The organism is Halodurantibacterium daqingense (assembly GCF_042666235.1).
In the GTDB taxonomy this organism is placed as follows: Bacteria; Pseudomonadota; Alphaproteobacteria; order Rhodobacterales; family Rhodobacteraceae; genus Halodurantibacterium; species Halodurantibacterium daqingensis.
This window is the reverse complement of the sequence record NZ_JBHTFQ010000005.1, coordinates 324,532-346,848: the sequence shown is the minus strand read 5'-3', so window position 1 is coordinate 346,848 and position 22,317 is coordinate 324,532. Positions and strand designations below refer to the sequence as shown.

At 67.1% G+C, this 22,317-nt stretch carries 20 protein-coding genes; 8 read left to right on the top strand and 12 right to left on the bottom strand.

What is annotated here, in order from left to right:
• Positions 1-33: 33 nt before the first annotated feature.
• Positions 34-582, top strand: coding sequence for a TetR/AcrR family transcriptional regulator (locus ACFQXB_RS11395; protein ID WP_377403492.1), 549 nt, complete (start codon positions 34-36; stop codon positions 580-582).
• A gap of 6 nt (positions 583-588) precedes the next feature.
• On the opposite strand, the gene ACFQXB_RS11390 is transcribed toward ACFQXB_RS11395, so the two are convergent.
• From ACFQXB_RS11390 to ACFQXB_RS11360, 7 genes are all read right to left on the bottom strand, one after another.
• Entirely contained in the window at positions 589-3,165 is a 2,577-nt protein-coding gene (locus ACFQXB_RS11390) for a glycosyltransferase (protein WP_377403490.1), read from the bottom strand.
• Positions 3,162-4,535, bottom strand: a complete 1,374-nt coding sequence (locus tag ACFQXB_RS11385; RefSeq protein ID WP_377403488.1) for a DUF6212 domain-containing protein — start codon at positions 4,533-4,535, stop codon at positions 3,162-3,164. Before ACFQXB_RS11385 ends, ACFQXB_RS11390 begins: the two co-directional genes overlap by 4 nt.
• A 214-nt stretch (positions 4,536-4,749) precedes the next feature.
• On the bottom strand, positions 4,750-5,304 hold the full coding sequence (locus tag ACFQXB_RS11380; RefSeq protein ID WP_377403486.1) for a hypothetical protein: 555 nt from the start codon (positions 5,302-5,304) through the stop codon (positions 4,750-4,752).
• A gap of 215 nt (positions 5,305-5,519) precedes the next feature.
• Positions 5,520-6,302, bottom strand: a complete 783-nt coding sequence (locus tag ACFQXB_RS11375; protein ID WP_377403483.1) for a sulfotransferase family 2 domain-containing protein — start codon at positions 6,300-6,302, stop codon at positions 5,520-5,522.
• A gap of 31 nt (positions 6,303-6,333) precedes the next feature.
• Positions 6,334-7,569, bottom strand: a complete 1,236-nt coding sequence (locus ACFQXB_RS11370) for a glycosyltransferase (protein ID WP_377403480.1) — start codon at positions 7,567-7,569, stop codon at positions 6,334-6,336.
• Positions 7,566-9,122 carry a hypothetical protein gene (locus tag ACFQXB_RS11365; protein WP_377403477.1) on the bottom strand — a complete coding sequence of 519 codons (1,557 nt, stop codon included), beginning with the start codon at positions 9,120-9,122 and terminating at the stop codon, positions 7,566-7,568. Before ACFQXB_RS11365 ends, ACFQXB_RS11370 begins: the two co-directional genes overlap by 4 nt.
• Before the next feature lie 285 nt (positions 9,123-9,407).
• Entirely contained in the window at positions 9,408-10,886 is a 1,479-nt protein-coding gene (locus ACFQXB_RS11360) for a methyl-accepting chemotaxis protein (protein WP_377403474.1), read from the bottom strand.
• 175 nt (positions 10,887-11,061) lie between these two features.
• Between ACFQXB_RS11360 and ACFQXB_RS11355 the strand changes: the two genes are divergently transcribed.
• From ACFQXB_RS11355 to ACFQXB_RS11345, 3 genes are read left to right on the top strand one after another with little or no spacing between them, the layout of a single operon-like run.
• Positions 11,062-11,760 (top strand): phosphatidylserine decarboxylase, encoded by a 699-nt coding sequence (locus tag ACFQXB_RS11355; RefSeq protein ID WP_377403471.1) that lies wholly within the window; start codon positions 11,062-11,064, stop codon positions 11,758-11,760.
• A gap of 3 nt (positions 11,761-11,763) precedes the next feature.
• Positions 11,764-12,519, top strand: a complete 756-nt coding sequence (gene pssA, locus ACFQXB_RS11350) for a CDP-diacylglycerol--serine O-phosphatidyltransferase (protein WP_377403468.1) — start codon at positions 11,764-11,766, stop codon at positions 12,517-12,519.
• Between the two features lie 14 nt (positions 12,520-12,533).
• The gene (locus tag ACFQXB_RS11345; RefSeq protein ID WP_377403465.1) at positions 12,534-13,148 is read left to right on the top strand and encodes a class I SAM-dependent methyltransferase; all 615 of its coding nucleotides are present in this window, start codon (positions 12,534-12,536) and stop codon (positions 13,146-13,148) included.
• Between the two features lie 104 nt (positions 13,149-13,252).
• Here the strand turns inward: ACFQXB_RS11345 and ACFQXB_RS11340 are convergent, their stop codons facing one another.
• Together ACFQXB_RS11340 and ACFQXB_RS11335 are read right to left on the bottom strand one after the other, a co-directional pair.
• Positions 13,253-14,356, bottom strand: coding sequence for a ParB/RepB/Spo0J family partition protein (locus ACFQXB_RS11340; protein WP_377403462.1), 1,104 nt, complete (start codon positions 14,354-14,356; stop codon positions 13,253-13,255).
• Positions 14,353-15,657, bottom strand: coding sequence for an AAA family ATPase (locus tag ACFQXB_RS11335; RefSeq protein ID WP_377403460.1), 1,305 nt, complete (start codon positions 15,655-15,657; stop codon positions 14,353-14,355). Before ACFQXB_RS11335 ends, ACFQXB_RS11340 begins: the two co-directional genes overlap by 4 nt.
• A gap of 512 nt (positions 15,658-16,169) precedes the next feature.
• Between ACFQXB_RS11335 and ACFQXB_RS11330 the strand changes: the two genes are divergently transcribed.
• Positions 16,170-16,880, top strand: coding sequence for a DnaA N-terminal domain-containing protein (locus ACFQXB_RS11330; protein WP_377403457.1), 711 nt, complete (start codon positions 16,170-16,172; stop codon positions 16,878-16,880).
• Here the strand turns inward: ACFQXB_RS11330 and ACFQXB_RS11325 are convergent.
• Both ACFQXB_RS11325 and ACFQXB_RS11320 read right to left on the bottom strand, forming a co-directional pair.
• Positions 16,858-17,475 (bottom strand): sugar transferase, encoded by a 618-nt coding sequence (locus ACFQXB_RS11325; protein WP_377403454.1) that lies wholly within the window; start codon positions 17,473-17,475, stop codon positions 16,858-16,860. The genes ACFQXB_RS11330 and ACFQXB_RS11325 overlap by 23 nt on opposite strands.
• Positions 17,472-18,341 carry an NAD-dependent epimerase/dehydratase family protein gene (locus ACFQXB_RS11320; protein WP_377403452.1) on the bottom strand — a complete coding sequence of 290 codons (870 nt, stop codon included), beginning with the start codon at positions 18,339-18,341 and terminating at the stop codon, positions 17,472-17,474. The genes ACFQXB_RS11325 and ACFQXB_RS11320 overlap by 4 nt, the downstream gene beginning before the upstream one ends.
• A gap of 150 nt (positions 18,342-18,491) precedes the next feature.
• Here ACFQXB_RS11320 and rfbB point away from each other — a divergent pair, with 150 nt between their 5' ends.
• From rfbB to rfbA, 3 genes are read left to right on the top strand one after another with little or no spacing between them, the layout of a single operon-like run.
• Positions 18,492-19,541 carry a dTDP-glucose 4,6-dehydratase gene (gene rfbB, locus ACFQXB_RS11315; protein ID WP_377403450.1) on the top strand — a complete coding sequence of 350 codons (1,050 nt, stop codon included), beginning with the start codon at positions 18,492-18,494 and terminating at the stop codon, positions 19,539-19,541.
• Positions 19,538-20,404 carry a dTDP-4-dehydrorhamnose reductase gene (rfbD, locus tag ACFQXB_RS11310; RefSeq protein WP_377403448.1) on the top strand — a complete coding sequence of 289 codons (867 nt, stop codon included), beginning with the start codon at positions 19,538-19,540 and terminating at the stop codon, positions 20,402-20,404. Before rfbB ends, rfbD begins: the two co-directional genes overlap by 4 nt.
• The gene (gene rfbA / locus ACFQXB_RS11305) at positions 20,401-21,273 is read left to right on the top strand and encodes a glucose-1-phosphate thymidylyltransferase RfbA (RefSeq protein ID WP_377403446.1); all 873 of its coding nucleotides are present in this window, start codon (positions 20,401-20,403) and stop codon (positions 21,271-21,273) included. Before rfbD ends, rfbA begins: the two co-directional genes overlap by 4 nt.
• Here the strand turns inward: rfbA and ACFQXB_RS11300 are convergent, their stop codons facing one another.
• Positions 21,274-22,209: a glycosyltransferase family 2 protein gene (locus ACFQXB_RS11300; protein WP_377403444.1), complete on the bottom strand. Its 936-nt coding sequence runs from the start codon at positions 22,207-22,209 to the stop codon at positions 21,274-21,276.
• Positions 22,210-22,317: the final 108 nt, after the last annotated feature.

The window sequence follows — 22,317 nt, the reverse complement described above, 5'->3', positions numbered from 1 at the left end:
ACCGTCCGGACGGTAATGTCAAGCGACGTGCGGATGAGCCAGAAGAAGAACGACACACGTGAAAAGATCCTTGCCGCCGCTGCCGAACTGGCGCGGGCGTCGGGGCCGGGCAATATCTCGCTCGAGGCCGTCGCGGCCCGGGCCGGGGTGTCCAAGGGCGGCCTGCTGTATCATTTCTCGTCCAAGAACAAGCTTCTGGAGGCGCTGGTCGAGGATTTTCTGGGCCGGTTCGACGCGGCGCTGACGGCGGAAGAAGGCAGCGGCCGGCCCAACAGCGTGCTGTCGGCCTATATGGATCTTTGTCTGCGCGACCGGCTCTGCGGCTCGCCACCGCCTTCGGGGCTTCTTGCGGCGCTGGCCGAGGATCCCGGCCTGCTTGACCCGGTGCGCCGCTATGAGCGCCGCTTTCTGGACCGGATCCGCGCCAATGCTTCCGACCCCGAACTTGCCACCCTGGGCTTTCTGGCGCTGATGGGCCTGCGGCACATGGATCTGCTTGATATCCAGGTGCTCGAACCCGGCGAGGCGGCCGAAGTCATCTGCGCGCTGCGCCGCCGCATGGGGCTGCCCGATCCGGGCTGAGGTGCCTCAGCCCTCGGGCTCGCGCGCGCGCAGTTCGAACCAGTAGCGCAGCGGCTCCATCGCCTGCGCCCAGGTGCGGGTTTCCCGGGCGGCGGCCTCCGACACGGTGCGCAGGGTCGCGCGGTCGGTGTTCAGCGCCTGGATCCGGGCCACCATCGCCTCGACGCAGCCTTCCTGAGGCACGATGAAGCCGGTCACCCCGTCCTCGATCGCCTCTTCCATCGCGCCGGCATCGGTGGCCACAACCACCACGCCGCAGCGCTGCGCCTCAAGCACCGACAGCGGCAGCCCTTCGTAATAGGACGGCAGCACCAGGATGTCGGTCTCGGCCAGCAGCGCCGTCAGCGCCTCGGCACCGCGCACCGGGCCGGGCATCCGCGTGCCGGGCGGAAAGGACAGCGCCGCCTGAGGCTGGCCGATGATCGACTGGCCCGCGACGGTAAAGCGGATGCCCGGGTCCTGCAGATGCAGCGCCTCGAACACCGCCCGCAGCCGTTCGACGCCTTTCTGCGGGTCCAGCCGCCCGAGGAACAGCAGCCGCAACGGCGCTTCGGGATCGCGCGCGGCACGGGCGGCCAGAACCTCGGCCTGACGTTCGGCGCTCAGGGGGTAGCCGGGGGCATTGACCACCGGCAGAAGCTTCTCGGCCGGAATGCCGTTGGCATGCAGCCAGATCCGCAGCGACTGCGAACAGGTCAGGAACAGGTCATAGGCATATTCATATGCCAGGGCGAGCAGCGGCGGCCCGTACCCGCGGCCATAGGTGCTGCGTTCCACCAGGTGTTCATGGTCTATGGTCACCACACCGCTGCGCCGCAGCCGGTCGGCAACCTTGTGGAACGCCCCCGAATGAGCGTTGATCACCACATCCATCGCCGCAAGCAGTCCGATCAGATCGGCCCGTTCATGCCAGTTGCCCCAGCTTGGTTCCGCCGTGCCAAGATATTCCGGCCCGGTCCAGTCGATCGCGCTGGGATCGGGGAACCAGTTGACCGTCTCGAACCCGTCCAGCGTCCAGCCGTCGCGGCGGATCGGCCGGTCGGAGGCGACGATCAGGTGGCAGCGGTCCCCGTCGGCGGCGAATTCCCGCGCCAGGCTTGCGGCGACCTTCTCGACCCCGCCGAAATCGAAGATCGGCACGACAAAGGCGATGTCGCGCCGCCCTTCGGCCTTGAGCAGCGGAAAGACCACGCCGCCGCCGGTGGATTTGCGCGGGATCTCGACCGCCATGTCGCGCGGCGCGGCGCCGCCAATCTCGCGCCAGGTCCAGCTTTGTTCGCATGCCGGACGGAACCGGCTGCGGGCAAGCTGCATCAGCAGATTGCGCAGGATTTCTGTCGCCCCCGCCGACGTCGGATCCAGCGGCGCCATCCCCTCCAGCGCCAGCGACCAGCTGCTGGGGCCATAGGGGTTCGGCACGAAGTCGATCTGGCGGATCCAGTCGTGATCGGCCGATTGCATGATGCTTTCAAGCGCCGCGAGCGAAATCGCCACCCCGTCGGCCGGCCGGTCCGGTGCTCCGGCGTCCCGGGTGATCCGCAGCCCATCCTCGCCAGGATCAAGAAACAGCAGATCGAAGCCCGGCCCGCCCTCGGCCCGCGTCAGCCGCCGTTCGAACTGCCACAGGACGTTGCGCAACAGCCCCTGCGTCTCCAGCCGGTCCGAAACCCCGTCGCGCAGGCAGATCAGATAGGCGGGCGCATGATGGCTGAAGGGATCGGCGGCATGGGCATAGACCATTTCCTCGTAGCCATCGGCGGTGATGGCGCGCGGCCGGTCGGGATCGGTGCACAGCCGCAGCGCCCCCCCCTGCCCTTCCAGGATCGCATAGCGCGGATAAAGCTCCGCCTCGCGCGCCAGCAGCGCCGGGGTCGAAAACAGCCAGCGGTGCTTGTCCTCAAGATACTTGCGCAGGCTCGTGTCCTGGTCGTGGGAATTGCTGAGCATGCTGACCGGGCGCTTGCGATAGAGCAGCATCGGCTGGCCCGCCGGCGCACCGCGAAAACCCTGTTGCGCGGCCTGCAGCCAGAAATCCCAATCCTCATAGCCGCGACGCATGGTTTCATCAAAGCGGACCCCCGCCTCGAATACCCGGCGGCGGATCAGGCTGCCCGCCTCGCAGATGTTGATATGGGCGTGAAACAGAAGGTCGGGGCTGCGCTCGGTGATATAATGGCCATCCTGCCCGAAGAAATCGAACTCGGGGTAGAACCAGTCGCTGTCGGGCTGGCTCTCCAGCATCTGCCGGAACACCGCCGCCCCGCCCTCGGCCAGCAGGTTGTCGGCGTCCAGCAGAAAGACTGCCTCGAGTTCCGGATCAATGCGCAGCGCTGCGGCAATCCCGCGGTTGCGCGCCGCGCTCAGCCCGGAATTGGCGATATGCAGCACCAGCAGCCGGTCACCCAGGATGGCCTGCCAGGCGGCAAGGCTGCGCCGCGTCTCGACAAAGCGGCAACCGTCCTCGACCACGATGACCCGGGTGATGACGCCGCTCTCCATCTCGCGATAGACCGAGCCGAGCGCGTCATCCAGAAGCGCCGGATGGCCATGCACGGGCACAACGACGGTGACGCGACCGCTCATGCGCCGGGCTCCGCCTGGCCGATGCGAAAGCCGCGAAACAGGCCCCAGCTCATGTCATTGGGGCCATCCGTTGCCAGCGCCGTGGCCAGAAGCAGATCCATCCGGCCCTCGATCGGCTCGGGCGCGAAGGCATGAACCTCGCCCCAGCCATGCGCGGGCAGGCCGGTCAGCCAGGCGCCCATGCGCCGCTGCCACAGCCCGTCCTCGTCCACCGCCCCCTGCGGCGCGATGCCGATGCAGAAGTTCAGCGCCGGCGCCCGCGCATGGCCGACATTGACCAGCGCCGAGACATGGCTGACGCGCCCCACCTCGATATCGCGCACGATCGCGCAGACCGCCCCCTGACGCGACGGATGCACGATGATCGCATTCTCGTTGTGCCAGAACTCGGACGAGACATGGTCCTGCACGTTGTTCGGCTGGGCGAGAAGGGCCGGCGCCGGCAGCCGCGCGGGCAGCACCAGTTCCGCAGACCCCACCTCCACAAGCCGCCCGGTCGGCAGGATCGGCGCCGGTGCGGGCAGGCGCACGCCCGGCAGGCTTTTCCAGACCCGCAGCGCCAGCGTTTCGGACAGGGCGCGACCCTCGGTCGTCGCGGCAAAGCGCCGGTCGGGAACCGGAAGGCCCAGGCCCAGCCGCAGGGCGCGTTCGCCCGACCAGCGCAGCTCCAGCCGGCAGTCGCGCCCCTGCCCGGCCAGCGGTTCCGACAGGGCAAACCGCAGCCAGCCGGTTTCGACATCGGGAACCAGCGGATGCAAGAGGCTGCGCACCCCCGCCGCATCCACAAGCGCGACCTCGAGATCCGACAGCGCCGGGCCCAGGACCTCGGCAAACCACAGATCCACCGCAGCAATGCCCACGGCATTCAGCGGCAGCGCCTGGCTCAGGCTGCTGCCGGGCGCCATCTGCACCGATGCGGCGCCACCCTGCCAGGACAGGGCCTGCGAAAACTCCGGGTTGCCAAGCGCATAGAGGAAGCTCTCGACCGCGCGGAAACGGCTGTTCAGGGTCATGTTCTCGCGGCGCAGCACGGCGGCAGCGGCCCGGGCCTCTCCGGCATCCGCCTCGGCGGCGCGCATGTCCCGCAGCAGCAGCGCCATGAGATCGCGCGCAAGATCATCGGGGCGGTTATGGGCGACCGCGACAACCGGCGTGCCGTGATAGGCGCTGCCCTCCAGCGCCGCGCGCACCTGATCGGCCTCCTGCTCGCGGGCGATGGCCGCTGTGACGTTCCAGCCCGGTTCGGGCTCGGGCATGGTGATCCGGCCCGCCGGTTCCGAGGCCTGCAACACGGCCAGGATGACATCCTCGGGAACAACTGCACGCACCGCATCGCGCAGATCTTCGGCGACCAGGAATACTCTTATCATCTGAACAACATTAACCCCGCGCGCCTTGTGACATGGCAGCACCGCATCCGCTGGTGCAGCATTTGCCTGAACATCCCAAGGTTTAGGGATCATCCCCGCGCGACGCAATGGGCTGATCGCCAGCATCGTTATTTCCGTCAGCGCGATATGAAAGAGGCCGCATCCGAAGATACGGCCCTGAGGGGAAATATGATTCCTGCCGGCGGCAGTAAACTCAGAACAAGGTCATCGCGAAACGGCGCAGGACAAGACGGCGCGGCGGCTGGCGCAGATGCACGATCACACGGCGCGAAACCGCACCGGGTTCATCCGACTCGGGCAGCGCCAGCTTGAAAACCGAAACCCCGTCGGGCGAAATGCGCCATTCGTGCAGAGGGCCGTCAACGGCGGCACCCGCACGGATTTCACGGATGAAGACATCGGCAACGACGGTGCTTTCGCCCTGCGCCTCGATCTCCAGATAAACCTGGCCAGCCACGGTATTCGCAGGCACCACGCCCTCAAGCGTCATCCAGCTGATGCCCGAGGTGCGGATCTCGACCGACGTATCCTCTTCGGAACCCTTGAGAAGATCTCCGCGCTTGCCGGCGGGAAGGCAGAGGCCGAAGCTCAGGCCGATGTCGTTGTATCCCTCGGACAGGACGGCTTTCGGGCGACCGATCATGCTGTCCAGCGCCTGTGAGAGCATGTTTACCCGCGACGCCTGAAGCGTCGTCAGGATATCGGCCGCCGCCTCGAAATTCCGGATCGCAGTCTCGTAGATCGTCATGCGTTTACTCTTTCACGGTTCCCCGCCGCGTCACGGGTCGTTCGGGTTGATTCGACGCGGTTATATCACGTTTTAGATAAACCTGCCGAATCGGCGCTCCGGCAAGCGAAATTATTGCAACAGTTCGCCAAATCCGAACGGCGTGACGGGCGGATTTCCGTCCTGCCCTTTCGTCGCCTGATTATGCCGAATATGCGGGCGCCTTGCGAAGGGAATCAGTTCGCGCCGATCATTTCCCGCCACTGATCCCGACGTGACAGCAAGAGTTTGTGGAAATGGTCATAAAGCGCCGCATCCTTTGCATTTCGGGCAAGGATTTCCTCGACCAGCGTGTCGCTCAGCGCGACTTCGTTCTGTGCGATGGCCTTGGTTTGCCGCACGCGTTCGGTGGGCAAGGCATCGACACCCTGAAGCCGCATGAGAATGTTGAAGGACATCGGATACATTTCCTGGATACCGACAAAGTGGAAATTCCTTTCCACGAAGGCGATCCCGTCCTCAACCGCAACATCCTTGCCGATAAGGTAGCGGCACATCTTGTTCATTTCATAGGTCGCATCAAGATAATGCTCGATCGTGGGAAAACGGCGCAGAAAATCCTCATGCCCGGGGTGATCCACCGTGCATTGATAGCGATAGTCCGAAACGAACCGCGCGACGGGCGACCGCAGGAAGGTGAACAGCCCCACATCCGGCACTCGCGCGAGGATCTGCTCGACCTGTTCGCGGAAGATATGTCCCGACGTGCAGCGCGTTTCCTCGGGCGTCCAGGCGTCCAGAAACCGCGCGACCGCCTTGTTGACGCGTTGATGCACGTCGGGGTCGGGATCGTTGTAGTCGATCTCGATCGGGGTGTAATGGCCGATATGGCGGTTCATCTCGGCGACAAGCGAGGAACCGGCCGTTTTGGGAATATGCTGGAAAACAGTCAGCGCCGGCGGCTGATGCGCCTCCAGATACGCCTCGAGAGTGGTTGTTTTCCAGGTGTCGAGTGTCATGCGTCCATCCGTCTTGCTAGGGGTGCGACCGTCACGACAGGTCGCACAGGGTCTTCCACTCCTGCACGAAGCCGGCCAGGTCAAGCGGCGGCGTGATGCGGCGCTTGAAGTCTGCCAGAATCTCGGGCCGTCCGTGAACCGACAGGATCGTCGTGGCCAGCGCGGCCGGGTCGCCCACGGCAAACTGCAGGCCCCATCCGTCGGTCTTTTCCGCCATGCCGCCGATGTCCGAGGCGATCATGGGCGTGCCGGCCGCGCGGGCCTCCTGAATGATCACGGGCGAGTTTTCCCACCAGATCGAGGGGATGATGATCCAGCCATAGCCCTGCATGATGCCGATGCAGTCCTGCGGACGATAGCGGCCGCGGAACCGAACCGACTCGGGGATCTTCAGCTCGGGCCAGAGCGTGGCGAAGCGGGACTGATCCAGCCCATAGACCTCGATCTGCACCGGCGGGCCGGCCTCGGCCTCGGACCGCACCTCCTCGATCAGGTTGGCGGCCCGGATCAGCACATCCAGCCCCTTGGTGGGCGTCGCCTGGCCGAAGAAGGCAAAGCGCGTGCTCTTGCGGGCAAGGCTCTCTTCGGTTTCCGCGCCGACAAGGGCGGGATAGTCCAGCCCGTTCTCGATCACCTTGACCCGGCCCGGGGGCAGGCCCCAGTCCTCGAACCGTTTCTGCAGAAAGACGCTGGGCGACAGCAGCACGTCGAAACCGTCCAGCAGTTCCCGCAGCCGTGCACGCCGCAGCACGAAATCCATCGGGCTGCGGCCCGGCAGGCAGGCGGCGCAGGCAACCTCGCTTGCGGCATAGCACAGTTCGCCCGATGTCTTGACCATCTGGCCGTGGTTGGCGCAGATCGCCGTCATCTCGTGCAGCGTGCAGATGAAACGCGCCGCCGGCAGGGCCCGGCGCAGGCGCCGGATCGTGCCGGCGCCGATGTTCCAGAAATGGTGGAAGTGATAGACATCGCCGCGGAAGGCAGAAAGGAATTCGACGATCCAGTCCTCGTCGTCGATCTGACCCTGCTCCATGATGAAGCCGTCCATGCCGCGGCCGCGCAGGCAGAAATCGCGCGGGCCGAAGCTGACCACCTGCTGCGTGGCGCCGAAGAACTTGTCGCTGTCCTCGGGGCCGATGGTCGAGCCCACGAAATAGACATCCTCGCCCAGGCTTTCCAGATGTTCGAACTGGCGATAGGCCGCAACCTCTCCGCCCCCGTATTTGAGGGCCGGATGGGAATGGGAAACGATCACGGTGCGGGTCATTGGCTGGCCTCTGCCATCAGTCTGCGCGTGGCGGCGTCCCAGGCGTGCCAGTCAAGCGCACCGGGGAAGGTTTCGGCATGGGGCCCCGCGCGGCCGGCGAAGTAGCGGTGCATGTCGGCGCGGCGCAGATCCAGCCCGCCCGTCGCCGCAAGCCCCTCCAGCAGAAGGCGCAACTGCGCTTCCAGGGTCAGGAACCCGCGCGGCGCCCTGCGCAGAAGGCTGGCGAACAGGGCGCCGTCGATCGCGGCGGCGAAGGGCAGCACATCGCGTTCGAAGCGTTGCAGCAGCGCGGCAGGTGACATGGCGCCGTCGATCGTGCCGATCGGATCCAGCACCAGCGCCGCGGCGGGTGCGGCCGCGGCAAGAAGCGGCGCGAGATCCATCTGGAACAGCGTCGAGCTGCGTCCGAACACCACCCGACGCGCGGCCGACAGGGGCGTCATGGCCGTCAGCGACACGGCCGCAAGCGTCAGCCGCCCGCTGCCCTCTTCGTGATCGGCGCCGCGCAGCGCCTGTTCCAGAACCGGGCTCATGGCCGGACGCAGAAGATGCAGCTGCACCGGGCCGTCGATATCGGCCAGAAGCTTGCGCAGCACGTCACGCAGATCGCAATCGGACAGGTCGTGATCCAGGATCAGCAGCACCCCCGCGCCGGCCGGGGCATCTGTCGGGGGCGGCTCCGCCGGCAGGTCGGGCATGGTGGGTGGCACCAGCACCCGGCGCAGCGCCTGTCGCTGGGCGGCATCGGCCAGCCCCGGCGCGATCTCGCAGAAACTGCGCGCGATCCGTGCCGGCGGCTGCGGCTCGGCCGGGGCGGCAAGCAGCATGCCCTCCTCGCCCGGTGGCATCAGGATCACCCGCACCGGGCCTTCGGGCGGTTCGGGCAGGCGGAAGGCGCCGCAGAACCCGTCAGTCCCGGTAAACCGGTAGCGCGGCGCATAGGCGTGCAGATCGTCACGGCGCAGGCTGTTGGCCGCGAGCGTCACCGGCACCACCTGCCGGGCATCCATGGCCAGCGCCACCAGGGGCGCCCCCCCTGCCCCGGCGCCCAGGAACCAGCCGACGATCAATCCCTCGCCGCTGGGCGAAACCTGACAGCGATCGACCGACAGGGCGAAATCATCGGCTTCAAGCGCGCTGACCTGCCGGGCGCGCAGCCGCAGCCGCACCAGACGCGCTGGGTCTTCGCCGGGCACCCCGATCGCGCCCGCCGCGACCAGCCGGACATAGGCGGCAAAGACCTCGTCCACGCCGATCTCGACCAGGCGCGGCTCATCCTCGAACAGCCGGTCGGGGGCAATCTCGGCCACGGCGCCCTGCGATTCGAGAAAGATCGGCTCTTCGCCCGCGCCCGCAACTTCGCCAAGCGCAAAGACGGCGATCCAGCCGAAGGGCTCGCTGCTGCGCAGATCCTGGCGGGCGTGGCGTTCCAGCACAAGCGGCGCCAGCCGTTCCGCGCCGATCTGAAGGCCAAGGCCGGGGTCGCTCTCGAGGCTCCAGCCGGTGGCGATCAGCCGCTCCTGGCTGTCGATGAAGCAGAAATCAATATGCACCGCAGGCTCCGGGAAATTTCGGGGACATATCCTTCATCAGCTGCATCTTCCCGCAGCCGGAAAACGCCGCCCGCGGCGGCATGTCTGGAACCTGGTCACATTTACCTCACGCATTGCATCCGAAGTCGGTGCCCTTCGCAATACAGCCCGAACTGCAGCGCAGTTCAACACGATTCATGCGGCGGTTGTACAGCCGCGCGCGCCAGTGGCAAAAGCGCGCGCGCAGACAGCACAACGTCGGCGCGCTGCCGCACCAATGCCCGGCCCGCGATCTCGTGGCGGTGCCTATCGCGCCAGAACCTGCGCGGCGTCGCGGGTGGTGCCGATTATGCCCGCGGTCTGGTGAATGGCACTGGTGATTTCGGTGATGTTCCGTCCGATGCCACTGACCGCCGCCGAGGCGCTCTGCATGCTTGCCGCGACTTCATCGGTGGCGGCGCTCTGCTGATCGACGGCATGGGCCGTCGTGGTGACACTGTCGCGCAGGGCGGTGATCGACGACTTGATGTCCTGCAGCGACCCGACCACATCGGTGGCAACACCCTGCACGTTCTCGATTTCGGTCACGATGTTGCGGGTGGCAAGCGCCGCCTGTCCGGCAAGGTTCTTGACCTCGTTCGCCACCACGGCAAAGCCGCGTCCGGCTTCGCCCGCGCGCGCGGATTCGATCGTGGCATTCAGCGCGAGCATGTTGATCTGGCTGGCGACACTCTGGATCAGCTCGACGATCGAACTCATGGCGCGGGTCGCGTCAGCAAGGCGCTGCGTCGCGCGGTCGGCCCGCTCGACACTGCCCTGCGCGGTTTCGGCCGCGCTGCGCGACTGCGCCATGCTGTCGGCGATCTCGTAAAGCGAGGCGCTCATCTCCTCGGAGGCGGCGGCGACGGACTGGAAGCTGGAACTGGTGCCCTGCACCGCCCCCATCGCGGCCTGCGACTGGCGGGTAAGATTTCCGATCGCATGATCGATCTCGGCGAAGTTGGTATCGATAAGCCGCTTGAGATCCCGCATCAGCAAGATCTGGCGGGTGATGTCGGTGGCGAACTTGACCACCTTGCAGGGCGTGCCTTCGGCATCGAGAATGGGATTGTAGGAGGCCTCGATCCAGATTTCGCGCCCGCCCTTTCCAATGCGCCGGTATTGCCCGCGGTCGAACTGGCCGCTGGCCAGCTTGGCCCAGAAGGCGCGGTATTCGGGCGAGGCGCGCTGCGCGGGATCGACGAACATGCTGTGATGCCGGCCCTGGATTTCCGCAAGCGAATAGCCGAGGGTGGCAAGGAAATTGGCGTTCGCGTCGATCACCGTGCCGTCAAGCTCGAAGCTGATGACCGCCTGCGACTTGTTGAGCGCCGCCACCTGCCCTTCCAGATCGGCCAGACGCATGGTGCGGGCGGTGATGTCGGTCGCGAACTTGACGACCTGAACGACCTTGCCGCGCGCATCCAGAACCGGAATGTAGCTGGCCTCGATCCAGATCTTCCGGCCGCCCTTGGCAAGGCGCAGATACTGACCTGCATCGTGGTTGCCCGCGCCCAGGCGCTGCCAGAAGGCGGCATATTCCGCACTGTCGCGCCAGGCCGGATCGACGAACATGCTGTGGTGCCGGCCCTGGATTTCCGTCAGCGAATAGCCGACCGCGGACAGGAAGTTCTCGTTCGCGGCGATGATGGTGCCGTCGGGCCGGAAGCTGATGACGGCCTGCGAGCGTTTCAGCCCGGCAAGAACCGCCCGGGCGTTGTCGGCATCGGGGGAAAAACGGATCATGGTCTATTCCTTCTCATCCCGCGCGGCGGCATCTCCGGCAGGGCACCGGCCAATTCCGGCCCGCGAATCCTGACCCATTCGTGTTGACGATCGGTTACCGCCAGCGCGCAGGGGCGGTTTTCTTGCCGGCGCCCTTGGGCTAAGAGGGGAAAACCGCGACATACAGAAGGTGCCGATGTCCGTTGATCTCATCTCGACCGTGGTCAAGCCCATTCACCGCGAGGGGTACAAGTTCATCGCCATATTCGCGGCGGTCACGCTTGTGCTGTTCTTCCTGTCCGAGATTCTCGGCTGGATCGGAGTTGGTCTAACCGTTTGGTGTTACTACTTTTTTCGTGATCCGGCGCGGGTGACGCCCCTGCGCGACGGGCTGATCCTCAGCCCGGCCGACGGGGTGGTGTCGCTGATCGAGCCTGCCGTGCCCCCTGAAGAACTGGGCCTTGGCCCCGACCCGATGACCCGGGTCAGCGTCTTCATGAACGTGTTCAACTGCCATGTGAACCGCGCACCGGTGCCGGGCATCGTGACCCGCATCGCCTATCGGCCGGGCAAGTTCCTGAATGCCTCGCTTGACAAGGCAAGCGCCGACAACGAACGCAACAGCCTTGCCATCCGGATGGAGGACGGGCGCAGCATCGCCGTGGTGCAGATCGCCGGCCTCGTGGCGCGGCGCATCCTGTGCGAGGTGAAGGAGGGCCAGGCGCTGGGGGCCGGAGAGCGTTTCGGCATGATCCGCTTCGGGTCGCGGCTGGATACCTATCTGCCCGAGGGCGTGGCGCCGCTGGTCTCTATCGGCCAGACCACGATCGCCGGCGAAACGGTGCTGGCCGACATGGCCTCGGCCGAGGGCCCGCGCCCGTCCCGGATGGACTGACCGATGCGCAAGCCCCGCCGCCGCCTGAGCCGCGACCGTCTGCCCTTCCTGCATCTGCTGCCGAACATGATCACCATCCTCGGGCTTTGCGCGGGGCTGACGGCGATCCGTTTCGTGATGATGGGGCGCTATGAATTCGCGGCCTCGCTCATCATCTTCGCGGCGCTGATCGACGGGCTGGACGGGCTGATCGCCCGGCGCATCAATGCCACCAGCCAGATGGGCGCCGAGCTTGATTCGCTCTCGGACTTCTTGAACTTCGGAGTGGCGCCGGGGATCCTGATCTACCAGTTCGCGCTGACGGGGATGCGTGACCTCGGCTGGCTGTTCGTGCTGATCTATGTGATCTGCTGCTGCCTGCGTCTGGCGCGGTTCAACGTCAGCCGCGAGGAACCCCAGGGGGTCGGCCGGCCGCATTTCACCGGCGTCCCCGCCCCGGCCGGCGCGCTTCTGGCGCTGGTGCCGCTGTTCCTGACGGCCGAAGGCGTGCTGAATCTGCGCCAGATGCCCTGGCTGGTCGGCCCCTGGCTGGCGCTGGTGGCCTGGGCGATGATCAGCCGCCTGCCGACCCCCTCGCCCAAGGCGATCCGGATCCGGCGCGACCAGGTGGCGCCGGTGCTGATCGGAATGGTCGTCGTCGGAGGGCTGGTCTTTACCCGGTTCTGGCTGCTGATGATCCTGCTGTCGGGCGCCTATGTCATCACCCTTGGCTATGCCCTCATCACAAGGAAGCGTTCCGGCCTGCCCGACCCACAGTAACGAGGAGAAGTTTTATGGATATCGACGCCATCACGCGTTCCTATCGCCGCTGGGCGCCGGTCTATGACGGAACCTTCGGGCGGATCACCCGTGCCGGCCGTCGCCGCGCCGTGGCCCATGTCAATGCGCGCCAGGGCTCGCTTCTGGAAGTGGGCGTCGGCACCGGCCTGTCGCTGCCGCAATACAGCCCCGCCCTTTCGGTCACGGGCATCGACTTTTCGCACGAGATGCTGGCCAAGGCGCAGGCCAAGGTTCGGGAAGAAGGTCTGTCGCATGTGAAGGAACTGCGGCAGATGGATGCGCGGCAGCTCGATTTCCCCGACGCGACCTTCGATACCGTCGTCGCCATGTATCTGGTTTCGGTGGTGCCCGAGCCGGAACGGGTGGTGTCGGAAATGGCGCGGGTCTGCAAGCCGGGGGGCGAGGTTCTGATCCTCAATCACTTCGCCCGCGAGACCGGGCTGCTTGCGCGTATCGAGCGCGGCATGGCGCCCTTGGCCGATCAACTAGGCTGGCATCCCGATTTTCCCCGTGACCGGGTGCTGGGCGAGCCTCGGCTGCGCATCAAGTCGGAAACCAGTGTGCCGCCCCTGGGTCTTTTCACCTTCCTCGTGCTGGAACGGGTCTAGCGTCCCCGCGGGGACAGATGCACGCATCCCCGGAATATCCCTGGCGCACAAGAAAACGGCCGCCAAATCCTCATTTGGCGGCCGTTTTGCGGTTTACTGAAGGGTCAGTCCTCCAGCGCCGCCATGAAGGCGGCAACGGCTTCTTCCAGGCGGCGGCGGTCCACGGCCGAGAAGTCGCGCTCCATCCGCAGCTCGACCCGGCCGTCGGTGGCCACGCAGCGCGCGATCGCGCCGCTGCCGCAATCCACGCGCAGGCTGGTCCGCGCCCCGGGATTGCCGCCCGACCGCTTGGGGCCCTTCGCCGCAGGCTCGGGCTCCAGGATCCCCGCCACCGCGTCGGCATGGGCGCGCAGGATGGCAAGCTCTTCCTCGTCGGTCCGCTCGGGCCGCGCCTGCAGGGCCTTCTGCACCGCACTGGCGCGGCCGGGCTCGCGTTCGATGCGCTTGAGCAGCGACAGCCCAAGCGCCCGCGGCATCGCCTCGGGGAAATGCAGGCTGCCACCGATCCGGTCCAGAAGCGCCGCGAAGTTGCGGATATAGACGCGCTTCTGCCGCCCGGCCGAGCCGTAAAGCTGCGCGATCGCCTGGTCGATACTGGTCGCCGGCGTGTCGGGATCGGCCAGATAGGCCCGCGCCAGCTCGGCCATTTCGGCAAAGGAGATGTCGCGCCGCACGAGGTTTTCATCGACCATGCGGCGATAGAGCGCCTCAAGCGTTTCGCCGCGCGCGATCAGCCCCGCGGGGATGCGGCCATAGCGGTCGTGATCGCCGGTTTCCTGCAGCAGTTCGCGATAGGCGCTGAGCCGGCGGAAGCCCTGCACCAGCTCATAGCCTTCATCGGCCTGTTCCACCCGGATCGGGTTCGACAGGCCGATGGCGCGGATGCTTTCCTTCAGCTCGTCCAGTTCCGGATCGCGCGCCTGCGCCCGGTCGCGGGTCAGCTTGTCCACCCGGATCTGATCCAGCGGCACCAGATCGACGATCAGCCCCAGCTTCTTCAGCCGCACATGTTCATGCGCCAGCCGGTCATTCTCGGCCCGGATCGCCGCTTCCGCGGCCTGCCGTTCGCGCAGCGCCTCGGCATTTTCGACGATGGCGGCGGCCATCGGGCCGCGCCGGTGCTCGAGCTCTGTCCCCGCGGGGACAGCCGCCCCCGCCGGCGCATCGGTTTCAGGGAAGTCGATGTCGAAGATCCGCCGCTTGCTCATGACTCAGTCTCCAGCTTGTCCCAGGCGGCCAGAAGATGGCCGCGGAATTCCTCATAGGCCCGATCGAAGGAACCACGGGCGCGCCGCCAGGTTTCGCGCGTCATTTCGCGGTAATCCGTCTCGTAGATCGAGGACAGGAAGCGTCCGGACTGTTCGACCGCGCGGGTCATCTCGATCGGGTTCTCGGTCACCCTATCATTAAAAACCTTCTTGAATGCTGAATACATCGCACGGTGCAGATCGTTGTTGGGCTCGTAGCGCGTCAGCAGGAAGCGCACATCCAGAAAGGCCTTGGGCAACTGCATTGTCCCCGCGGGGACGATGCCCGCGAATTGCGACAGATCCCCCAGCGCCTCGCCCAGCTGGCCGATGAACGAGGTGGTGCTGTCATATTCCCAATAGCCGGGGCCCGAGGGGATATAGAGCACATCGGCCGCGAAGACCGCGTTCATCGACTGATAGCCGATCGCCGGCGGGCAATCGAAGATCACCAGATCATAGGCATCGGCCGGCAGCGTATCGAGATAGCGCGCAACCGAGGCGAAGAACGACCATTCGGGATTCAGATGCCGATACTGCGCGCTGGCAAACTCGACAAAGGCAGCATTCGCGCAGGAGGGGATGATGTCGATCGTGGGCCAGGACGTCGGCTTGATGAAATCCTTGGCGCGCAGATCGGCAAGGCCCATCTCGGTGATCTGCGCGGGCAGGCGGCGCTGCGGAAGCGAGGCGCCGCTTTCCGCCCCCCGCGCGGCCGCATTCATGCGCTCGGTCTCGCGGATGAGATCGCGGGCCATGATCCCCCAGACGGTGAATTCCTCGGCCACATCCGACAGACCCATCGAATGGCTGAGCGTCGCCTGCGGATCGAAATCCACCGCCAGCACACGATAGCCATCCAGCGCCGCCGCATGGGCGAAATGCAGCGCCACGGTCGATTTGCCGGCGCCGCCCTTGAAATTGGCGATGGCGGCCCGGATCGCGCGCTTGCCCGCGGGGCGCACCGGCATCAGCGACTTGCGGTTGATCTTCAGCTTGCGGCGCAGGTCGTTGATCTCTTCCAGCGTGAACCAGCGCTGGCGGCCGTCCTCCTCGACCAGCCCCTGCGGCAGGGACGGGTCGGCGGCCATGCGCCCGCGCAGGGTGGACTGGTTGACGCGGAAGATCAGCTCGCCCAGCTCCCAGCTTGAAAAGCGCCGCAGGGTCTTTTCCATCTGCGGCGAATAGGTCTGCTGCCGGATCCAGCCCTGCATCTTGAGCGACTGCGCCTGCATCCGGCTCAGGTCTTCATGGGAGAACATCTGCCCCGCCTCCAACGTAGATTTTTATCTGAAACCGATTTACGCGCGATTTGCAAAAAACGCAAAAGGTAATATAGTGGGATCTGCGAAACCGCCGAAGGACGCAAATTACCTGCTCCGGCGCGTTTGTCCCCGCAGGGACAGGCTGCAGAAGCCGCGGAATCCGCAGCCAGCGCGATGGCGGGACGGATCGGCACCGAAAAAGACGCTGAGGGGACAAAAGCTTGGCCATGGGGTGACAGGCAGGCTGTCCCCCAATACCTTTCAAACCTGCTTTTCAGAGTCTGAAAAGGGTTATGCGCCCGGTTTTGGGGCGCCAGGCAGAGACGGCTTGACAGAATCGTCGCGCTCAACGCAAATTGCTTCCGAGGGACGAAGAGCGTTGAGATCACGGCAAGGTGGCGGGCTCTTCGTGCAGCGACGGCAGCACCGGGACATGATCCCGGAACAATCGGGGCAGCGCCCCAGGGCAGATCCGCGTTCCGGCGCGGCACAGGCATTCGAGGACGGAGATGACAGTCATCCGTGCAGTCGGCCCCAGGGCCGCATCGCGCAAGTATGACCTGCTGACGGCACTGGGCGCCTATGCGCTGGCCCAGGGCAAGCAGGAACAGCGGCTGGTGCTGCGGCTGCTGACACTGATCACAGCACGCTACAACTGGGCGCGCGACGAGCTTGCCGTCGGCCAGCGCGAGATCGCGCGGCTCTGGTCGGTGGACGAACGCACGGTCAAGCGCGAGATGGCCCGGCTGCGCGATCTGGGCTGGCTGCGGCTGCGGCGTCAGGCCAGCCGGGGCAGGGTGGCGGAATACGCGCTGGCGACGGATGTGATCCTGACGGCGACGCGGGCATATTGGGCGGCGGTGGGCAGCGATTTCGAGGCGCGGCTTTCGGGCCGGCCCGAGGACAGCCCGGCGCCGGTGTCGCCCGGCGCCGAGGTCCTGCCCTTTCCCGCGGCTGCGTCCCCGCGGGGACAGGAGGACCGCTCGCTCTGGGGGCGGGTGCGTCAGCGGTTGCGCGGCCAGGATCCGGCATTGTTCGCAACCTGGATCGACCGGTTGCAGTTCGCCGGGGCAGGGGAGGGGCGGATCGCCCTGCGCGCGCCCACGGCCTTTCACGCCAGCTATGTGCGCACCCATCTTGCGGTGCGGCTGCTCGCGGCCTGTCAGGCCGAGGATCGCGGCATCCGCATCCTGGATCTCAGCGCCGCCGATCCGGCATGAGCCGGGCCAGCGTCCGCAGAAGCAGCACGATATCAAGGCATAGGCTGCGGTTTTCCAGGTAGAGAAGGTCCAGACGTGCCTTGCGTGGCACACAGGCCCGGGCATAGACCGCATCGGTTTCGGCAGGGCTGGTGCAGCGCGACAGAAGGCGCTCCTCATGGCGGTGATAGACCAGCGTGGCAAGGCCGGTGACGCCAGGGCGGGCCTTCAGCACCCGGGCATAAAGGCCCGGGAAGCGGTCAACATAGGCGCGCAGCGGCGGGCGCGGACCCACGAAACTCATGTCGCCGCGCAGGATGTTCCACAGCTGCGGCAGCTCGTCCAGGCGGCTGCGGCGCAGAAAGCGGCCCAGCGGCGTGATCCGCGCGGCCTTGTCCCCGCCCGAGACGCCGCTGTCATCGGCCACGACGCGCATCGTGCGGAACTTCCACAGCCGGAACGGCCGGTCCGGGCTGTGCATCCGTTCCGAGACATGGAACACCGGCCGGCCGTCGCGCAGCAGGATCAGGAGCGCGATGAGGCCGATCACCGGCGCCAGGAGCACCGCAAGCCCCAGCGCCACGATCAGATCGAACAGGCGTTTGGCGGGTGTCATGCCGGGACGCTCAGCTGCAACCATTGCTGCACCATTGCGGCAGGGCAGCTGTCATCGGCGGTGAAGGGATGGAGGGCCGCAAGGCGCGCCGTGCACAGAGGCAGATCGGCCAGCGCCGTCGGCGGGGCAGGGATATCGTCATGCGGCACCGGCCGGCCGGCGGCGGCAAGCGCCGCCAGAAGCGCCGCCATTTCCACCCCCGGCCCCGGTGCCGCGATGTTCAGAACCTCGGGCAGGGGCAGGCCCCCGGCGGCCCGCCGCGCAAGCGTGGTGATGACCTGCGCCAGCGTGCCGGGGCCGATATAGGCGCGTCGGGCGCTGCGGCCGTCGGCAAAGCGTTCCAGGCGCAACGGTGCGGCCGCTGTCGCCAGCAGCGCGTTGCGCATCAGCAGATCCGTCCCCGCCACATTGCCGATGCGCAGCAGCGTGACGCCCGGACCGCAGAGCGCCCTTTCCATCTCCAGCTTTGCCGCGCCATAGGCGGTGAACGGACGGCAGGGGCTGTCTTCGTCCGGAACGCTGCCGGGCGGCGGGCGGCCATAGACCGCCGCGGACGAGGCCATCAGCACATGCGCCACGCCCGCCGCCCGCGCGGCCGCAAGCCCCGCCCGGGCAAGCGTCAGATGATCGTCATAGTCGCCCCCGCTGCCGCTCGGGGTCGGCCCGGCCAGGTGCAGCAGGACCGCGCCCCGCGCCGCAGCGGGCAGGGCGCTGCCGGGCGTCCAGTGGAACCATCCCGGCGGCGGCGGGCTGTGGCGCGTCTGCGGCATGGGCGCGATCTCGGGCCCCGGCGCGCGCAGAAGCAGGCGACCGATCCGCCCGGTGGCGCCCAGAATGACCAGTGGTATCGGCGCCTTGGCCTGCATCGCCATCCTTCCCGGCCCGTCGCCCGGCCGCCAGAGAGGGCTTGGCTACCGAGGGTTGTGTAAGCTTCCGCGCAGGTGCTAGCATAGCTTGCCGCAGGGATACAGATGCCCGCAAGATGCGGGAATCGGAATCAGCACGGGGCCGTGTTCATGAAGCTACTAGTGACGGGCGGGGCGGGGTTCATCGGCTCGGCCGTGGTGCGGCTGGCGGTGCGCCAGGGGTTCGAGGTCGTCAATCTCGATGCGCTGACCTATGCGGCCTGCCTGGACAATGTGGCCGATGTCGCGGGCGATCCGGCCTATGCCTTCGAACATGCCGATATCCGCGACCGGGCGGCGCTTGACCGGATCCTTGCGCGGCATCGCCCCGACGCGGTGATGCATCTGGCGGCCGAAAGTCATGTTGACCGCTCGATCGACGGGCCGGGCGCCTTCATCGACACCAATGTCACCGGAACCTACACGCTGTTGCAGGCGGTGCGGCAGTATTGGGAGGCCGCGGGCCGGCCCGAGGGCTTCCGCTTTCACCATGTCTCGACCGATGAGGTCTATGGCTCGCTCGGGCCTTCGGGCTTCTTCACCGAGGAAACGCCCTATGCGCCCAACAGCCCCTATTCGGCCTCGAAGGCGGCCTCGGATCATCTGGTGCGGGCCTGGCATGAAACCTATGGCCTGCCGGTGGTGATGACCAACTGCTCGAACAACTACGGCCCCTATCACTTTCCCGAAAAGCTGGTGCCGGTGGTGATCCTGCGCGCGCTGGCGGGCGCGCCGATCCCGGTTTACGGAACGGGCGAAAACGTGCGCGACTGGCTTTATGTCGAGGATCACGCCGATGCGCTGCTGACCGTGCTGAGGCGCGGCACGCTGGGGCGCAGCTACAACATCGGCGGCGAGAACGAGGCCCGCAACATCGATCTGGTGCGCCGGATCTGCGCGATCCTCGATGACCTTCGGCCGGCATCGGCCCCGCATGACCGGCTGATCACCTTTGTCGCCGACCGCCCCGGCCATGATCTGCGCTATGCGATCGATCCCGGCCGCATCCGCACCGAACTGGGCTGGCGCCCCTCGGTCACGCTGGACGAGGGGCTGCGCCGCACCGTGCGCTGGTATCTGGACAATCCGGCATGGTGGCAGGCGCTGCAGAACCGCGCCGGCGTGGGGCAGCGGCTGGGCATCAGCGGATCGGCTGCATGAGGCTTCTGGTCTTTGGCGGCAGCGGCCAGGTGGGAACCGAGCTGCGCCGGCTGTGCCCGCCGGGCTGGCGGCTGTCGGCCCCGGGACGGGATGAGGTGGATCTCGAACAGCCGGGCGCCGCGGCCCGCGCCATCGCCGGATCGGGCGCCGAGGCGGTGATCAATGCGGCGGCCTTCACCGCCGTGGACCGCGCCGAGGCCGCGCCGCAACCAGCCTGGCGCATGAATGCCGAGGTGCCCGGCGAAATGGCCGTGGCCGCCGCCCGGGCCGGGGTGCCACTGCTGCATCTGTCCACGGATTATGTCTTTGACGGCGCGGGCGCGGCGCCGATGGATGAAACGCATCCCGTGGCGCCGCTTTCGGCCTATGGCCGCAGCAAGGCCGCGGGCGAGGCGATGGTGCGGGTGGCCGGCGGGCGGCATCTGATCCTGCGCACCTCCTGGGTGTTTTCGGCGCATGGCACGAACTTCCTGCGCAGCATCCTGCGGCTGGGCCGCGCAGAGGACCGGCTGCGCGTGGTCGATGACCAGATCGGCGGGCCGACCCCGGCCGCGGCCATCGCCGCGGCGCTTCTCACGCTGGCGCCACGGCTTGCGGCGGGCACCGGGCCGGGCGGCACCTTTCATTTCGCCGGCGCGCCGGATGCAAGCTGGGCGGAATTTGCCCGCGCCATACTGGCCGAGGCGGGGCTTGCGGCGCAGGTCGTGCCCATCGCCAGCGCCGACTGGCCGACCGCAGCGCAGCGTCCGCGAAACTCGCGGCTGGACTGCCGGGCGCTGAGGGCGGCACATGGTATCGACCGTCCGGACTGGCGCGCCGCGCTGCCCGGGATCATTGCGGAACTGGAAAGGGACGCGCCATGACGCGCAAGGGCATCATCCTGGCCGGGGGATCCGGCACCCGGCTTTATCCGATCACCATGAGCATCTCGAAGCAGCTTCTGCCGATCTACGACAAGCCGATGATCTATTATCCGCTGTCGGTGCTGATGCTGGCCGGCATCCGCGAGATCGCGGTCATCACCACCCCTGCCGATCAGGAACAGTTCCAGCGGCTTCTGGGCGATGGCAGCCAGTGGGGGCTGGCCCTGACCTGGATCACCCAGGACAGCCCGGACGGGCTGGCGCAGGCCTATCTGCTGGCGGAAGCCTTCCTTGCGGGCGCACCCTCGGCCATGGTGCTGGGCGACAACATCTTCTTCGGCCACGGGCTGACCGATCTCATGGCGGCGGCCGGCGCGCGGCCCACGGGCGGGACGGTCTTCGGCTATCGCGTGGCCGATCCGGAACGCTATGGCGTGGTGGATTTCGATCCCGGCGGCCAGGTGCGGGCGATCATCGAGAAGCCGCAGATCGCGCCCTCGCCCTATGCGGTGACCGGGCTTTATTTCCTGGACGGCAGTGCCCCCGAACGCGCGCGGGCGGTGCAGCCTTCGGCGCGCGGCGAGCTGGAGATCACCAGCCTGCTGGAAATGTATCTGGCCGATGGCGAACTGACGGTCGAGCTGATGGGCCGCGGCTTTGCCTGGCTTGATACCGGCACCCATGGCAGCCTGCTGGATGCGGGCAATTTCGTGCGCACGCTGGAAAAACGCCAGGGCACGCAGGTCGGCTGCCCCGAGGAAATTGCCTTTCAGCAGGGCTGGATCGACCGCGAGGCGCTGCGGCGGCTCGCCGAACGGTATCGCAAGAACGACTATGGCCGCTATCTGGCGCAGATCCTGGCCGAGTGATCAGAGCCGCCCCAGGGCCGCCGCCGTCCACATCGCCGCCGTGCCGCGGCGCGTCTGGCGATAGATCCCCGCGCGGCCAAGTCCGCGCAATCGCGCGGGCACCGGGGCCTGGCGGGCCTCGGCAAAGATGGCAAGGCGGGTGCGGGCCTCGGGCGTCAGAAAGGCCTGGGCCGAAGCCAGGTTGGCAAGATTGGCATCCACCCAGCGCCGGAAGGTGCCGTCGCCCAGGCGGGCGGCCCGGGCCAGCGCCGCGCGCGGGGTGTCGTTGCGGCCCATCAGGTTGCCGGGGTGCTGGCGATAAAGCAGCGCCGGCCGGTCATCGCGCAGCACGATCCCCCCCGCTCCGGTGACGATCTGGTAAAGCCACCAGTCATGTGCCGGCACCACCCCCGCCAGGGGCGCGAGGGTCTGCGCCAGATCCAGCGCGGCGCGGTTCAGCACGATCGTGTTGCCCGCCGCGACATTCTGGACCAGCGCATTGGCAAAGCCGAAGGGCCGACGCCAGCGCGGCGAGGGCGCGAGCGGACGCAGGTCCGCATCGCAGATCAGCGTGCGGGCGCAGAACAGCGCCGGCCGGTTCGGGGGCAGGCGCGCCAGCGCCTCGACGGCGCGCGCCAGTTTCTCGGGCAGCCAGAGGTCATCCTGATCCGACAGCGCCGCCATCGGCACATCCGGCCCCGCCGCCTGCAGAAGATGCAGGAAGTTCCGCGCAAAGCCCTGTCCGGGTCCGGCCAGCAGCCGCACCTGCCCCTGCGGCCGGCCTGCGGCAAAGCGCTGCAGAAGCGCCGGCCCGTCATCCTGCGACCCGTCGTCCGAAACGATCAGATGCCACTGCCGATGGCTTTGGGCTGCGAGGCTTTCAAGCTGTTGCGAAAGATGACGGGCGCCATTGTGCAGCGCCATGAGGATCGCGACATCTGCTTCGCCGCCGGTCATGGCTGCCCGGGCCGGGGAAACGAATCTGGCCGCATCTTTGGCATCTGGGAAGACTCTCCTTAGTATCTGTGCAATATCTTTATGCGAAAGCAGTTGCGCTGACCACAG